Genomic DNA, 14,636 nt, shown 5'->3' with positions numbered 1-14,636 from the left:
GCACAATTTTCCGTTGAAACGCGGTGCGGCATTGGTCATATTGGCGCGATGGATACAAACAAGACCGTGCTGGAAGCCATCGCGCTGCGCAAATGCCTCGAGGCGACCTATAACCGGCAGCGCATCCGGCTTGCGCCGCACATCCTGTATACAAAGCACGACCAGTTGTATCTGGATGGCGTCACGCTGGAACGCGACGGCAAGCCGCCGCGCGAACTCAAGGTCGGGGCTTTCAAGCTCGACGGTCTGGTCGATATTGCGCTGACCGATCACGCGTTCGATCTGCAGCCGGTGTTCAACCCCGACGAGGAACGCTACCAGGGCAAGACGCTGTTTGCGGTCGAGATGGCGTAGTCTTCCCTCTGCCCAATTTCGTCACCCCCGCGCAGGAGGGGATCCCGCTTCCTTCTCCAGCATGAGCGCAAAAGCGGGATTCCCGCGTTCGCGGGAATGACAGCGATTGGTTTCCGGGTGCGTTGAGCGTTACTGCTTTTCGACGCTCAGCGACGCCTCGTCGATCGTCAAGCTCAGGCGGCGCGGATCGCGCTGGTTCTCGATCAGGAAGACATGCGGGCCGCTGCTTGCCAGGATCGCATCCATGGCGCGTTCGATCGGGATTTCCACCTTCGGAATGCGCGCGCAATCGCAGGCGATCAGGACCCTGTCCCTGGCGATCCGTGTCACCGTGATCGTCACTCCGGATTGCGATGAACCCCGCGCATCCGAAATGATATCGCCGCGGTAGATGCCCGCGACCAGATCGGCGAGATCGGGCTTGCGCTCGGGCGCGGCGGCAGAGGCGGTGGAAAGCGAAACGAGCGCTGCAAGCAGCATCGCGAAAGAGCTGGAAATCCGACGCGCCATGGCCTTCCCCCATCCAATCTGATGCGGGAGACTATACGAATTTCCACAGCAACGCACGGGAAATGCCCGAAGGCGCTACTTGCCCGCGACGCGCTCCACCTCGGCCATCACGCGCAGCACGTTGCCGCTCCAGATCTTTTCGACATCCTCGCGCGACAGGCCACGCGCCAGCAGCGCCTCGGTAATCTTCGGTATCTGACTGATCTGGTTGAGCCCGATCACGCCGCCGCCGCCATCCCAGTCCGCACCGATGCCGACATGATCGACGCCGACCAGATCGATGCAGTGGAAGATCGCCTGCATGTAGCGGTCGAAATCGGTATCGGAAGGCGGCTCGGCCACGTTCGCCTCGGCCCATTGGCGCATCAGTGCAGCCCGCTCGGAGGGCGGCAGGCTGTCTGCCTCCTTCATGCGCGGACGCAGCGCGTCCACCGTCGGACGCGGCTTGTTGGGCGAGAGGAACAGGCTGTTGATCTGGATCACCCCGCCCTTCGCGGCCAGTGCCTTGATCCGCGCATCGTCGACATTGCGGGGATGATCGTGAAGCGCCCTGGGCCCGGAATGGGAAAGGATGATCGGCGCACGCGACAGTTCCAGCAACTGGTCGAACGTGCTGTCCGCCGCGTGGCTGCCATCAATGATGATGCCCAGCCGGTTCGCCTCGCGCACCCAGTCCCTGCCGAGCTCACTGAGGCCGCCATGTACCGCCTCGCCATTGGTCGAATCGGCAAGCTGGTTGGTTCCATTGTGCACCGGCCCCGCCATGCGCAGCCCCAACTGGTAGAAGGCATCGAGATTGGCGATGTCATTGCCCAGCGGATAGCTGTTCTCCATCGACAGATAGACCACGCGCTGCCCGGAAGCTGCGATGCGCCTGGCATCCGATGCCCGGGTGGCAATGGCAAAACTTTGCGGATTTGCAGCCACGAAATCGTGGATCTGGTGCAGGCGCTTCAGCGCATGTGCCAGCGCCACCGCGTAGCCGCGCGCATCATTTGGCCCCTGGGCGGTATAAATGACCCAGAAGCCGCCATCGAGGCCGCCTTCGATCATGCGTGGCAGATCGACCTGTGTCCCGTCCTGCGCGACATCGTGCCGATCGGTGATCTGCCAGCCGGGCTGATCGAAATTGGCTGGGCTGTCGAGATGCGTGTCCAGCGTCAGGATCGCCTGATGGATGGCGGCCGGATCTTCCGGTGCCTGGGCCGAAGCGGTGCCTGCCACACAGGCCAGGACCAGCAACGGCAAATGTCTGAATCTCATGATGCTCCCTTCAGTCGGCGAGCGCAGCAGCCCGCTTGCGCCAATCGGCCGCCAGTTGCGGAAGATCGGCCAGCTTGCGCACTGCTTCGGGCTCTGCCTTGTACTGGCCACCGACGAGCAGACGGAACACCCTGTCCACTGTCCAGGCCGAGGGGCCCGGTTCGACCAGCCGCATGACATCACCCGCTTGCACCAGCCCTGATTCAAGCACACGATAATAGAAACCGCAACGCGCAGTCCGCACAATTTCTGCCATGACCGACTGCTTGCCCGAAACGCCGAAGCGGTGATCCAGCTTCCAGCAGGGCTGGCGCCCTTTTGTCAGTTCGACCAGTGCCTGCCCCAGGCGGAAGCGGTCACCGATGCGCAACTCGCTCTCCACCAGCCCGCGCGTCGATATATTCTCGCCAAAGGCGCCGGGTTTCTGCAGCAATTTGTGCGAATTCAGCCTCTGCTGCCAAAAGGGATAATGATCGTAAGGATAATGGTGAATGGCCATGTCCGGCCCGCCATGATGCACCGGATCGGCGACTTGATCGCCTTCAAAACCGAGCTCGTTCAGCATCAGGGGGCCAGTAATCGGCTGGCGCGCGATAGCGCTCATCGTGCCGTCTTCACGAAAAGGGCGGGGCTTGCCAATCAGCAGCGCCAATACACGGACCGCTTGCGAACTCATGCACTTGCACAATACGCTGATGCCAGGCAGCGTGCAATGCAATTCCTTCATTTTGGGGCAACGCACAGCTTTTTTCTGAATGGCTGTTCATCTTGCGGTTAAGCTGACGGTCAGACTGTGGCTGATAGTCGTGATTGCCTATACCCAGTCCTGTGCCGCGTGGTTGCCGACACGATTGCCCAGGCCATTATCGAAAGGTCGATTTTGGTCATGCCACCAATCTATCGAGTGCAACCCGTTCCCGCCCAATCGTTTCAACCTGCTTTGCGAGCATCCAACGGCAGGTATCGGTTCGCGCCGCTGGCGCTGGCCGTACTGGCCGCTGCGGGGCTGCTGCTCTCGCCGCACGAAGCCAGCGCCGCCGATCTGCAACGCTCCGGCGCACAGGATGGCCTCCTTGCTGTCACCGGGCTTGAACCTGCCGCCCAGCAACGTGAGGGCCGCCGGGGTGGAGGCGAGTTTCGCGGGCAACGCGGCGGGGGAGGCGGAGGCCGCGAGTTCAGGGGCGGCGGCGGACGCGAAATGCGCGGGCAGTCGCGCAACAATATCGGATCGGCGCGGATCGATACGCCGCGTGAATTCCGCCAGGAACGCCGTGCCGACCGTCAGGACTTTCGTCAGGAGCGTCGTGGCGACCGCCAGGACCTGCGCCGCGAACAGCGCGGCGACCTGCGGGATTTCCGTCAGGAACGCCGCAGCGACCGTCAGGATTTCCGCGACGGCACCGTAACCCGGCCCGAATTTCGAGCCGATCGGCGCGATGATCGCCGCGATTTCCGCAGGGACCAGCGGGGCGATCTGCGGGAATTCCGTCGTGATCGCCGCGATGATCGCCGAGATTTCCGCGCCGACCGTCGCGACGACCGCAGGGACTTTCGCGATAACCGTCGCGACTGGGATCGCCGGGGATATGCCGGGCGGGGCTGGGACGGACGCGATTGGGACAGACGTGACTGGAACGGCCGGGGATGGGATCGCGGCTGGCGCAATGATCGCCGCTATGACTGGTATGGCTGGCGCGCCCGCAACCGTGCGTTCTTCAATGCAGGCCGCTATTATCCACCGGTGCGCGGCTGGAACTATCGCCGTATCGGCATAGGCTTCACGCTCGGCGCCCCGTTTTTCGGCAGCAGCTTCTGGATCAACGATCCCTGGGCCTATCGCCTGCCGCCAGCTTATGGCCAGTATCGCTGGGTGCGCTATTACGGCGATGTCCTGCTCGTCGACATCTATACCGGTCAGGTGGTGGACGTGATCAACGACTTCTTCTGGTAAGCTCGGCCGACCCAAGGCTGCGACCGGAAGCGACTGCTGGCGGCGGGTTGACAGGTCCGGGCGCACGCCGCATCCCGTGCCCCATGATTACCGAGCTCCTTCATCGGCGGGAACTGGCGAAGATCGGACGGGACGTCGGCGAACGCCTTGACGCCCATCGCCGGGTACAGCGCATCAGCTTCGACGATGTGCAGGTGCCGATGCAGATCTATTGCTATCAGGACTTCATGACACCCGCCGAATGCGGCGACATGATCCGGATGATCGATGCCGACGCAATTCCTTCCGAACTGTATCGCGCCGGCACCGCAGCGGACGAAAGCGACTTTCGCACCAGCTACAGCTGCAACCTTGATCGCTGGCACCCCGATGTCCTGCGCATCGACGATCGCATCTGCGGACTGACCGGGATCGATTCTCGCCGTGGCGAGACCCTGCAAGGGCAGCGTTATGCCGTGGGCCAGCAGTTCAAGGCCCATCACGACTATTTCCATACCGACCAGCCCTATTGGCAGAAGGAACGCAACAAGGGCGGTCAACGCAGCTGGACGGCGATGGTGTTCCTGAACGAACCTCAGAGTGGCGGGGAGACCGAGTTTCCGCAGCTATCGTTCAAGATGCTCCCGCGCACCGGCATGCTGCTGATCTGGAACAATATGGGACCCGATGGAAAGCCCAATCCCCATATGCTGCACAGCGGCAATCCGGTCACAGCCGGAACCAAATATATCATCACCAAATGGTTCCGCAGGGGATTCTGGGTCTGAACCGGGGGCGGCCCGTCCGGTCAGGGCCGGAACGCGCCGCCTGCAGCCGGGCAGGCCGCATCATCGGTCGTTATAGGCAAGCACCGTCACTCGGCCGACCTTGTAGCCGCGCTGGCGCATCTCCTTGACATAATCCTTGTCGGCATCGGCCAGTTCGACTTCATATTCTTCCCAGGCGTCTGCCTTGTCTTCGCGATCGGTCGCGCGCTTGAGATCGCTGGTCAGTTCCTTTTCTGCCTCGTTGATGTCAGCGACATAATTGTACCAGGACTGGTTGTAGACGCCCTGCACCGGCTCGGCTCGGATGACGGGCGCCTGATGCCCCTCGCGAGCGGGCAGCGCCTGGGCCGGCAAGGCGAGGATCGCCATGGGCAACGTGCCTGCAAGGGCATTTCGGATCAGCTTGCTCATCGATTGTCTCCTTCGAGCGCCCCCGGACCTCACCAACGCACCGCATGGCGATTGAGACGGCTGGCGGGCATCGACTGGGCGCCGAGTGCGGGCAATCCGCCGCGAAAGGCCGGGTGACGCGTAAATTTTCGACGCGCATGCCACTTTCCATGAACATTTTTCTTCATCTGGCGTTCATCACGAGCCTTCCCTACTTTTCATCGGGTGCGGCTCGTCTATATTGACCGTTGCTTCAGGGCGCATGTCGCCGAGCAAAAGGAGAGTTCATGTCCAGATTGAATGCACTGCGCTATGCTGGCGTCCTGGCCGGCGTCGCGTTGCTGGCCGCCTGCTCGGGTGGCAGCGAAACCCCCAAGGCCGAAGAAGAGGCCGCCGCTCCGGCTGCTGACGCTGGTGCCGAAACCCCCGCCGCAACGCCGGCTGCTGCCGAGGCCCCCGCTGCGGACAACACCGACACCCTGGATGGCAAGAAGTTTGCCGATTTCACCGGCAACGCTGCTGAAGGCGAGAAGGTCTTCGTCCAGTGCAAGACCTGCCACGTGAAGGAAGCCGGCCAGAACCGCGTTGGTCCGTCGCTCGCCGGTATCGTCGGTCGTGCCGCCGGTTCGGTCGAAGGCTTCAACTATTCGCCCGCCAACAAGAACAGCGGCATCACCTGGACCCCGGAAAAGCTGTTCCAGTATCTGGAAAAGCCCGCCCGCGTGGTTCCGGGCACCAAGATGGTGTTCGCCGGCATCCCCGACGCGCAGAAGCGCGCCGACCTGATCGCCTATCTGCAGCAGCCCTGATCGATCGCGATCGGGCTTTTGCCGAAACAGAAAGGCCGCTCCTTCGGGAGCGGCCTTTTTTGTTGGGCGGAAGAATGCGGCTTCACCGTCACACTTGATCGTCACCCCCCGCGAAGGCGGGGGTCCCGCTTCCTGTTCAAAGCCAAATGACGAAGCGGGATTCCCGCTTTCGCGGGAATGACGAGGGTCGTTCGAAAGCGCTCAGGCAGCCATTTCCCGCCGCGCCAGCTCGCATTGCGACCAGATGTCGCTCAGCGCGTGGAGCAGCTTGTCGCAATCGCCATCGCTGTGCACCGGCGAGGGCGTGATGCGCAGCCGCTCGGTCCCCTTGGGCACGGTGGGATAGTTGATCGGCTGCACGTAGATGCCGTGATTCTCCAGCAGCCAGTCGCTGATGCGCTTGCACTTGTGCGGATCGCCGACCATCACCGGGATGATGTGGCTGGGATTGTCGAGATGGGGAATGCCCATCAGGTCCAGCCGCTTGCGCACCTTGGCGACGCGTTCCTGGTGGCGCGCACGTTCCATCTGGCTGGCTTTCAGATGGCGGATGCTGGCCGTCGCCCCGGCGGCAAGCGCGGGCGGAAGTGCGGTCGTGAAGATGAAGCCGCTGGCAAAGCTCCGGACGAAATCGCACAGCGCGGCCGAGGCGGCGATATAGCCGCCCATCACGCCGAACGCCTTGCCCAAAGTGCCCTCGATCACGGTGATCCGGTCCATCAGGCCTTCGCGTTCGGCAATGCCGCCGCCGCGCGGGCCATAGAGCCCGACCGCATGGACTTCGTCGATATAGCTCATCGCGCCGTGCTTTTCGCACACGTCGAGAATCTCCGCGATCGGCGCGATATCACCGTCCATCGAATAGACGCTTTCGAACGCCACCAGCTTGGGGCGTCCCGGCGCAATACCTGCGAGCAGGCGATCGAGATCTTCGGGGTCATTGTGCTTGAACTTGTGGCATTCGGCGCGGCTATGGCGGATGCCCTCGATCATTGAGGCATGGTTGCCCGCGTCCGACAGCACGACGCAATTGGGCAGCTTGGCCGCCAGCGTGCCGAGCGCCGCCCAGTTCGAGACATAGCCCGAGGTGAACAGCAGCGCGGCTTCCTTGCCGTGGAGATCGGCGAGCTCGGCCTCGAGCAGCACATGGTGATGGTTGGTGCCCGAAATGTTGCGCGTGCCGCCTGCGCCGGCGCCGCACTGGTCGAGCGTGTCGTGCATCGCTTTGAGCACATCGGGATGCTGGCCCATGCCGAGATAGTCGTTCGAGCACCAGACGGTGACCTCGTCGGTCCCCTCATCGGTATAGCGCGTGGCGTGCGGAAAGCGGCCGCGATGGCGTTCCAGCTCGGCGAAGATGCGATACCGCCCCTCGTCGCGGATCGTATCGATTTCGCTCTGGAAAAACCCCTCATAGTCCATAACCACTCTCCTTCTTATCCCTTGCGCGCGTCGGGCAGGGCCCAGCGCCACAGCGCGCCGTCGCGAAACGGTAGCGCCAGAAACAGGTGCTCGAGCGCGCCGAGCGCTGCGAGCGTGAACACCAGGGTCGCGCTGACCGCGGCAAAGCTGTCGTCGGGGGCTGCGAGCGCACGAGCGCCCAGCCACAGCGACAGCGCCGCGAGCGCGACCAGGCTGAAGGCCAGCGCACCATGCAGGCGGCGCGGGCCGAAATAGGTCTTCAGATATTCCAGATGCCCCGGCATGATCTCGTCGCTCATGTTCGGCACGCCGACGAACAGGTTGAGCTTGGCCGAAAGGCGCAGCGCGAAGAGCAGGCTGAAGATCACCGCGCCGGTGGGATTGGCGCTGTTCCAGGTGAGCGAGACCAGCATCACCATGACGACCGCGATCGCCAGTTCGTGATGGATCAGCGTTGCCGCCGCATCGGCAAAGCGCCGCCAGCCGCGCGCATGTGGATCGCTCGCGGTGCGGCGGGGCCCGGCGACGATGCCGGTGAGGAAGGTCAGTTCGAGCCAGCCCCAGATGACCAGCGCCGCGCCGAAGCTGATATAGGCGTCGAGCAGTTGCGGCCCTGCGGCATCATGACCGTGCGCCGCCCAGACGATGACGCACAGGCAGATGCCCGCGGCAAATCCGGCCCAGCTCAGGCTCCGCGCAAAGGTCGCCTTGCCGCGATTGGCCAGCCAGGCGACCACGCCCGTGCTGCCGAACCAGGCCAGCAGCACGATGAACGCAGGCAGGATATGGCCGTGCAGGCTCATGCGCTTACCAGGCCGGCTGCAGGCGGATGGTGGCAGGCAGCGCATTGGGCTTGCCGGGCATGAAATACATGCGCGCAAACGCCGTGCCCGCGCCGATCATGCCGCCAGCACGCTGCATCAGCCCGCCAATACCGCCGCGCGCCTTGCCCGCCGCAATCCGGTCCGAAGCCAGACGCAGCTTTTCCATCTGCGCGCGCAGCGCCGGATTGTCGGTATCGATCTCGACCGGGAAGACCTGGCGGCTGATCGCGGTGCAGATGTCGAACACGCGGTAATCGTAATCAGTCGGGTCGACGCCGAGCGCCGCATGAAAGACCGGACGACTGTGATCGCGCACGTACATGGTCGCATAGACCGACAGGATGAAGAACTTGATCCAGTAACGGTTGAGACCCGTCAGCAGCTTGGGGTCCGCATGCAGCAGCATCGCGAAGGCCTCGCCATGGCGGAACTCGTCATTGCACCATTGTTCGAACCAGTTGAAGATCGGGTGGAAGCGGTTTTCCGGGTTGCGCGCCAGATGCCGGTAGATCGCGATATAGCGCGCATAGCCGATCTTCTCGGACAGATAGACCGCATAGAAAATGAACTTCGGCTTGAAGAAGGTATATTTCTTGGTCTTGGTGAGGAACGACAGGTCGATTCCGATCCCGGCATCCTTGAGCACCTCGTTGATGAACCCGGCATGGCGGCTCTCGTCGCGCGCGAGCAGCTTGAACAGCTTCTTGACGTCGGGATTCTTGGTCCGCTTGGCGATCTCGGCATAGAGGATGCAGCCAGAAAATTCGGATGTCAGCGAGCTCACCAGAAAATCGATGAACTCGCGGCGCAGCGCCGGTTCCAGCGATTCGATGACGCCGTCGAACGATTCACTGCGGCGGAAATGCGCCTTGTTCGGGTCGCCCTCCATGTCCGCCATCAGCTGGTCCCATTCGGCGCGTACCAGGCTGACGTCGATCGCATCGAGCGCGTCGAAATCGGTGGTGTAGAAACGCGGGCTCAGCACCGTCTCCTGCGTCGCCAGCTCCATGGTGTCGGGCGCATCGGGCAGATTCGCCCGGCCTGCTGCCTTTACCTTTGTCTGCATGTTCATCGCACCACTCCCGTTGTATCCTTGAACATCTGCGCTCACCACCGGCTGGTGGTGAAGCTGACCTCGTACAGTTCCTTCAACTCGCCAAACGCGGTCAGCTTGGTCCATGCGCGCAGCAATGGACCCGCCGGCTGCACTGTCGCCATGCGCTGGATCAAAATGGACTCGCCAAATCCGACAATGATCGGATCGCCATGCACGCGCACCTTGTCGCCCGGCTGGATGGCGACATCGCCGTCCAGTTCGACATGCGCGTGGAAATGCGCCTCGCTCTGCTCCACCTGGATGCGGCAGGGCGTATCGAACGATGGCTGGCGCAGCAGGCCGATCATTTCAGAAGCGCCTCGAAGGTCGCGCGGTTGGTCGGCCCGAACGCGCCCAGTTCGACCACGCGGTTGGTCGCGGTATCGGTGAGCGAGAGCGATCCGTCGCTCCAGTGGTTGAGCTCGTACGGCGCATCCATCGGAATGCCGCGCACATGCCGACCCCGGCCCATGCCGCGCAGGACGCCGCGGATGAAGCCGCTGCCCTCTTCGCCATAGACATGCACCGTCTGACCGGTGACGGCATCGGTCACGAGCACCTTGCCGTTCTGCGCATCGGCAAAGCGCAGGACGCGCGACTTGATCGCGGTCGCGGCTTCCGCCGCGCGCACGTCGCTGGCAGACGGCGAGGGTGCGATCCAGCCCAGCTGCGTCGCGCTGGTCAGCGCCAGGGTGAACAGCACCACGCCGCACGCCATCATCAGCGCGCCTCTGGGCACCGTGTTTTCATGACTATGGCCGTGGCCACCGTGCGAATGGTGGTTGTGGCTGGACGATGCGCTGGTCATGCGATGGCTCCCTGAAGATGCGCGGGGACTCCCTCACCCGCTGCGACACTGGCCTGTTGCGCGCGGTCCACCGGTGCAATGGCGGCGACAGCCCGCGCCAGCCGCTCGCCGACCACCGCTGCGTCGGGCAGCGCACGCAGCATGGGTTCGGGATGGCCGAGCTTCCATGGACGGGCATGCGGCCAGAGCACCAGATAGCCCAGCTTATGCGGGCCGATCAGCTGCAGCGCCAGATCGCCTTCGACCGGCCCCAGCGCGCGCAGATTGGCGCCACCGATCTTCGTGAGCGGCAGGTTGATGCACATGTTGAGCGCCACGCCGATGCGCAATACCACGCGCTTGCTGGTCAGGGTGTAGACGGTGGTGCGTGCCACGGCCCAGGCAAAGAGCATCAGCAGCCCGACGCCCAAGGCCCCTGCAATCACCGTGGCGATCACTCCGCTGGTGCTGCCATTGTAGATGGCGAGCGCGACGAGCGCGATGAAATACAGCCCGACGATTCGCGTGGCAAAGGCACTGCGCGCCAGCAACCGCCAGTCGGGCGAACCCTGCCACAGCAGGACCTCACCCTGCGGGAGCTCGCCGGGGAGACCCCGGACGGGCTCGTCGTCATATTCCGTGATCATATCAGCGGCTCCTGCCGGGCGCGGTTGGCGTAAAGATAGCCGCCGCCGAAATAGCCCGAGATCTTGTCTTCCTCGTAGCGGCTGATCTGGCCCGGGGTTTCGACCTGCGGGCAGCCGGAGAACTGCGCGGCGTTGATCGCATCGACGACGATCTGGCGCGCAGACTTGCGGATCTTGGCCATCATCATCGGCGCGAGCGCATGTACGCCCTCGGCGGTGACGACTTCCAGATAGCGCACCTGATGCTCCGAACGATCGACCCAGATTTCCGCCACGGTGCCCGCGACCGCGCCATCGGCGCCGATGACGGTCATGCCGCGCGGATCAGGATCGCCGCGTGCGATCGAGAAGCTCGGCTCCAGCGCCATCGGCACGATGCGGTTGTTGCCGAACGCGTCGATATCGGGAAGACGGCTGCGCTCGGCATAGGCGGCGGGGCCGATGCAGTCGGTCAGCGGATTGCCGGTGGGCACATAGGGCGCACCGGGGAACGGGCTGACCCGGCGTCCGGCGATCTCGAACGGTTCCTTGCCGATCGTGGGCGTCGAGACCGTGCCGCGGCCGAAGGGCAGCTTGAAGGTCTTGGGCGCCGCATGCAGCAACGGCCCGCCCATGCCCAGCGAACGGCCGGTCAGGTCGTCCTCGAGCGGGAAGCCCTCGCGCCGGTCCTCGCGCCGGAGATAATAGATGAGACCGATGAAAAACAGCACGAACGCCCAGAAAGCGATCGATGCGACATCGATATTGCCCACGATATTGCCGTTAAACATGGCGCTTCCTTCTCTCTTTCAAGCCGTTCATGTCGGAAATTCGGTAAGGCCGAACCGCTGGGGCGGTGCGGCAGGATCGAGGCCCTGGCCCCCGACAAGCGGGCCGAGCACGATCATGGTGACGAGCAGCAGGATGATTTCGATCAGATACACGGTGCCATAGCCGGTGGCGCGATAGGCCAGCGTCTCGCCGATGCGGTCCGCGAGCGCGAGCGAGGAGACGGCATCACGGATCAGCCCGCCTGCCGCCACCGCCAGGCCCGATGCACTGGCCTGCACAGCACCCCAGGCTCCGAGCGCGAGGCCCGACCCCTTGTGCTTGCCACTGCCGGCGATTCCCATGATCGCGCTCAATGTGCCGACCGAGAACAGGCCTGCGCCAAGGCCGATGGTCAGCGCGCCCGAAAAGACAAGAAAGCTCGCGTCCAGCGGCGCTGCGAACAGGATCATCGCAAAGGCCAGCATACCGATCGCCGCGCCGAAGCCTGCAAGCCGCAGCGGATCGGAACCGTGGCCTAGACGCCGCGCGGCAAAGGCAAAGGCGACGAGCATGCCGAACGCCCAGAGCCCGGTCAGCGAGGTCGTCGATCCCACCGACATGCCGAGCACCTCGCCGCCAAACGGCTCGAGCAGCACGTCCTGCATGCTGAAGGCCGCCGTTCCGCAACCGATGGCGAGCAGCAGCCGGGCATTGCGCGCCTCGGAGGTGAACTCGCGCCACACCACCGAGAATTTCGGCGTCTCGCGCTCGGGCCGGGTGGTCGAAGGCGCGCGCGCCTCCTGCTTCCACAGCGCGATGATGTTGAGCGCCATGGTGAACATCGCCGCGCCCTGGACGATCGCGACCAGCCTTGTGGCACTGAAATCGGCGAGCAGCGAGCCCATCACGAAGGCCGCACCCATCATGCCGACGAGCAGCATCACGAACATCAGCGCCACGACACGCGGGCGGCTGTCTTCAGGCGCAAGGTCGGTAGCGAGCGCGAGGCCTGCGGTCTGCGTGGTGTGCATGCCGAGGCCGGTGAGCAGGAACGCGAGCGCGCCTGCGATGAGCCCCACGGTAAACGTATCGGGCCTCGACAGCAGCAGCAGCGCAAAGGGCATGATCGCCAGCCCGCCGAACTGGAGCAGCGAGCCGAACCAGATATAGGGCACCCGCCGCCAGCCGAGCATCGACTTGTGATGATCCGACTTGTGGCCGATCAGCGCGCGGAAGGGGGCTACCAGCAGCGGGATCGCGATCATCAGCGCCACCAGCCAGGCCGGCGTGCCCAGCTCGACGATCATCACGCGATTGAGCGTGCCGTTGAGCAGCACCGTCGCCACGCCCACCGTCACCTGGAACAGCGAGAGCCGCAGAAGACGGCCCATCGGCAATTCGGCGCTCGCCGCATCGGCGAACGGCAGGAACTGCGTTCCAAGTCCGGCAAAGAACCGGGTCGAGGCGCTTGCCAGGCTCATCCGCGCGCCAGCATCATCGCGTGGCTGGTATAGAAGCCGCTGACAATGCGTTCGCTCGCGGCGATGCCATGGCTGGGGAGACGCTGGGCAAGCAGTCTCTGCAGCTTCCATTCGGCCACCGGCACGATCGCGGGTGCGCGATCGGATTTGGGAAAGAGTTTCCCGGTGGCATGCATCGCCGCGAGCAAGGGTGTCCGCGGTGCGAAAGTGAAGGCGATCGACGGCGCACGGTCGGCCAGAGCCGCCAGCACATCGACGATATCGCCGGTTTCATAATGTATGAGCGAGTCCATCGCGACGACATGGTCGAACTGGCCCAGCTGCGGATCGAGCATGTCGCCCACCCGCCAGTCGATCGTCAGGCCGGACGGCGCACGCTCGCGGGCCACGTCGACCAGACCGGCCGAGATGTCGATCGCGACCACCTCGGCCCCCAGTTGCGCCGCGGCAACGGCAAGCGCGCCGGTACCGCAACCGGCATCGAGGATGCGCTTGCCCTTGAGGTCATAGGGCAGCCAGTCGAGCAGCATCGCCCGCATCCGGTCGCGCCCGGCGCGCACGGTGGCGCGAATGCCGCTGACCTTGGTGTCCGAGGTCAGGTCGACCCAGTTCTGCCGCGCGGTGCGGTCGAAATAATCCTCCAGCCGCCCGCGATAGGCGTCATAGGTGGAGCGGGGCGCGTGGCTCGCCATCATTCGAAGCCCAAGAATTCGAAGATGTCGCGATCCTTCATCGGCATCGCATCGAGCGCATCGGTGCCCGCCCAGAGCGTTGCGGCGAGGCGCAGATATTCGTTCTTCACCGCTTCGATCTCGGGGGTCGAATCCATCTCGAAGATCGTGCATTTCTTGAGGCGGCTGCGACGGATCGCGTCGAGATCGGGGAAATGCGCGAGGCGCTTGAGGCCCGTGGCATCGTTGAACCGGTCGATCTCGTCGGTCGCAGCCGAGCGGTTGGCGATGACGCCCGCCATGCGGACCTCGTAATTCTTCGACTTGGCCTTGATGGCCGCGACGATGCGGTTCATCGCAAAAATGCTGTCGAAATCGTTCGCGGCCACGACGACAGCGCGCTCGGCATGCTGCAGGGGCGCTGCAAAACCGCCGCACACCACATCGCCCAGCACATCGAAGATCACCACATCGGTATCCTCGAGGAGATGGTGCTGTTTCAGCAGCTTGACCGTCTGGCCGACGACATAACCGCCGCAGCCGGTGCCCGCAGGCGGACCGCCTGCCTCGACGCACATCACGCCGTTGAAGCCTTCGAACATGTAATCCTCGGGCCGCAGTTCCTCGTGGTGGAAGTCGACGGTTTCGAGCACGTCGATCACCGTCGGCATCAGCTTCTTGGTGAGCGTGAAGGTGCTGTCATGCTTGGGATCGCAGCCGATCTGCAGCACGCGCTTGCCGAGCAGCGAGAGGGCAGCGGACAGGTTCGACGAGGTGGTCGACTTGCCGATGCCGCCCTTGCCATAGATGGCGAACACCTTGGCGCCGGTAATCTCGTCACGCGGGTCGAGCGCAACCTGGGTGCTGCCCTCGCCAAAGGCTGGTGGCGCTCCGCCATGGTCCAAAAGGCTCAT

18 protein-coding genes are annotated in these 14,636 nt (G+C 64.0%); 4 read left to right on the top strand and 14 right to left on the bottom strand.

Annotated features, from left to right (window positions below):
• Positions 1–48 precede the first annotated feature (48 nt).
• Positions 49–354: a WYL domain-containing protein gene (locus tag C7451_RS04730; RefSeq protein ID WP_110297821.1), complete on the top strand. Its 306-nt coding sequence runs from the start codon at positions 49–51 to the stop codon at positions 352–354.
• 129 nt (positions 355–483) lie between these two features.
• Here C7451_RS04730 and C7451_RS04725 read toward each other — a convergent pair whose 3' ends face one another.
• From C7451_RS04725 to C7451_RS04715, 3 genes are all read right to left on the bottom strand, one after another.
• A complete protein-coding gene (locus tag C7451_RS04725; protein WP_146215282.1) occupies positions 484–864 on the bottom strand; it encodes a hypothetical protein in 381 nt (126 codons plus the stop codon).
• 75 nt (positions 865–939) lie between these two features.
• On the bottom strand, positions 940–2,127 hold the full coding sequence (locus C7451_RS04720) for a dipeptidase (protein ID WP_110297819.1): 1,188 nt from the start codon (positions 2,125–2,127) through the stop codon (positions 940–942).
• Between the two features lie 10 nt (positions 2,128–2,137).
• Positions 2,138–2,803: an MOSC domain-containing protein gene (locus C7451_RS04715; protein ID WP_110297818.1), complete on the bottom strand. Its 666-nt coding sequence runs from the start codon at positions 2,801–2,803 to the stop codon at positions 2,138–2,140.
• 264 nt (positions 2,804–3,067) lie between these two features.
• Between C7451_RS04715 and C7451_RS04710 the strand changes: the two genes are divergently transcribed.
• Complete coding sequence (locus C7451_RS04710; protein WP_244181595.1) at positions 3,068–4,078, top strand: RcnB family protein; 1,011 nt, start codon at positions 3,068–3,070, stop codon at positions 4,076–4,078.
• Between the two features lie 83 nt (positions 4,079–4,161).
• Positions 4,162–4,845 carry a prolyl hydroxylase family protein gene (locus C7451_RS04705; protein WP_110297817.1) on the top strand — a complete coding sequence of 228 codons (684 nt, stop codon included), beginning with the start codon at positions 4,162–4,164 and terminating at the stop codon, positions 4,843–4,845.
• Between the two features lie 60 nt (positions 4,846–4,905).
• On the opposite strand, the gene C7451_RS04700 is transcribed toward C7451_RS04705, so the two are convergent.
• The gene (locus C7451_RS04700) at positions 4,906–5,256 is read right to left on the bottom strand and encodes a hypothetical protein (RefSeq protein WP_110297816.1); all 351 of its coding nucleotides are present in this window, start codon (positions 5,254–5,256) and stop codon (positions 4,906–4,908) included.
• A 275-nt stretch (positions 5,257–5,531) separates the two neighbouring features.
• Here C7451_RS04700 and C7451_RS04695 point away from each other — a divergent pair, with 275 nt between their 5' ends.
• Positions 5,532–6,044, top strand: coding sequence for a c-type cytochrome (locus tag C7451_RS04695; RefSeq protein ID WP_110297993.1), 513 nt, complete (start codon positions 5,532–5,534; stop codon positions 6,042–6,044).
• 201 nt (positions 6,045–6,245) lie between these two features.
• Here the strand turns inward: C7451_RS04695 and hemA are convergent, their stop codons facing one another.
• From hemA to bchL, 10 genes are read right to left on the bottom strand one after another with little or no spacing between them, the layout of a single operon-like run.
• Positions 6,246–7,466: a 5-aminolevulinate synthase gene (gene hemA, locus C7451_RS04690; protein WP_110297815.1), complete on the bottom strand. Its 1,221-nt coding sequence runs from the start codon at positions 7,464–7,466 to the stop codon at positions 6,246–6,248.
• A gap of 14 nt (positions 7,467–7,480) precedes the next feature.
• Positions 7,481–8,269, bottom strand: a complete 789-nt coding sequence (gene puhE / locus C7451_RS04685; protein WP_110297814.1) for a putative photosynthetic complex assembly protein PuhE — start codon at positions 8,267–8,269, stop codon at positions 7,481–7,483.
• Between the two features lie 4 nt (positions 8,270–8,273).
• A complete protein-coding gene (acsF, locus tag C7451_RS04680; RefSeq protein ID WP_208625142.1) occupies positions 8,274–9,362 on the bottom strand; it encodes a magnesium-protoporphyrin IX monomethyl ester (oxidative) cyclase in 1,089 nt (362 codons plus the stop codon).
• A gap of 35 nt (positions 9,363–9,397) precedes the next feature.
• Entirely contained in the window at positions 9,398–9,694 is a 297-nt protein-coding gene (locus C7451_RS04675) for a hypothetical protein (protein WP_341866613.1), read from the bottom strand.
• On the bottom strand, positions 9,691–10,194 hold the full coding sequence (gene puhC, locus C7451_RS04670) for a photosynthetic complex assembly protein PuhC (RefSeq protein WP_110297813.1): 504 nt from the start codon (positions 10,192–10,194) through the stop codon (positions 9,691–9,693). The genes C7451_RS04675 and puhC overlap by 4 nt, the downstream gene beginning before the upstream one ends.
• Positions 10,191–10,820: a photosynthetic complex putative assembly protein PuhB gene (gene puhB / locus C7451_RS04665; protein WP_208625141.1), complete on the bottom strand. Its 630-nt coding sequence runs from the start codon at positions 10,818–10,820 to the stop codon at positions 10,191–10,193. The genes puhC and puhB overlap by 4 nt, the downstream gene beginning before the upstream one ends.
• Positions 10,817–11,590: a photosynthetic reaction center subunit H gene (gene puhA / locus C7451_RS04660; protein WP_110297812.1), complete on the bottom strand. Its 774-nt coding sequence runs from the start codon at positions 11,588–11,590 to the stop codon at positions 10,817–10,819. The genes puhB and puhA overlap by 4 nt, the downstream gene beginning before the upstream one ends.
• Before the next feature lie 27 nt (positions 11,591–11,617).
• On the bottom strand, positions 11,618–13,051 hold the full coding sequence (locus C7451_RS04655; protein WP_110297811.1) for a BCD family MFS transporter: 1,434 nt from the start codon (positions 13,049–13,051) through the stop codon (positions 11,618–11,620).
• The gene (gene bchM, locus C7451_RS04650) at positions 13,048–13,743 is read right to left on the bottom strand and encodes a magnesium protoporphyrin IX methyltransferase (RefSeq protein WP_110297810.1); all 696 of its coding nucleotides are present in this window, start codon (positions 13,741–13,743) and stop codon (positions 13,048–13,050) included. The genes C7451_RS04655 and bchM overlap by 4 nt, the downstream gene beginning before the upstream one ends.
• Complete coding sequence (gene bchL, locus C7451_RS04645; protein WP_110297809.1) at positions 13,743–14,636, bottom strand: ferredoxin:protochlorophyllide reductase (ATP-dependent) iron-sulfur ATP-binding protein; 894 nt, start codon at positions 14,634–14,636, stop codon at positions 13,743–13,745. Before bchL ends, bchM begins: the two co-directional genes overlap by 1 nt.

Origin of the sequence: Blastomonas natatoria (assembly GCF_003201955.1) — a bacterium.
GTDB classification, from domain to species: Bacteria; Pseudomonadota; Alphaproteobacteria; order Sphingomonadales; family Sphingomonadaceae; genus Blastomonas; species Blastomonas natatoria.
The sequence above is the reverse complement of the archived record's forward strand: the minus strand, read 5'-3'. Positions and strand labels throughout refer to the sequence as shown.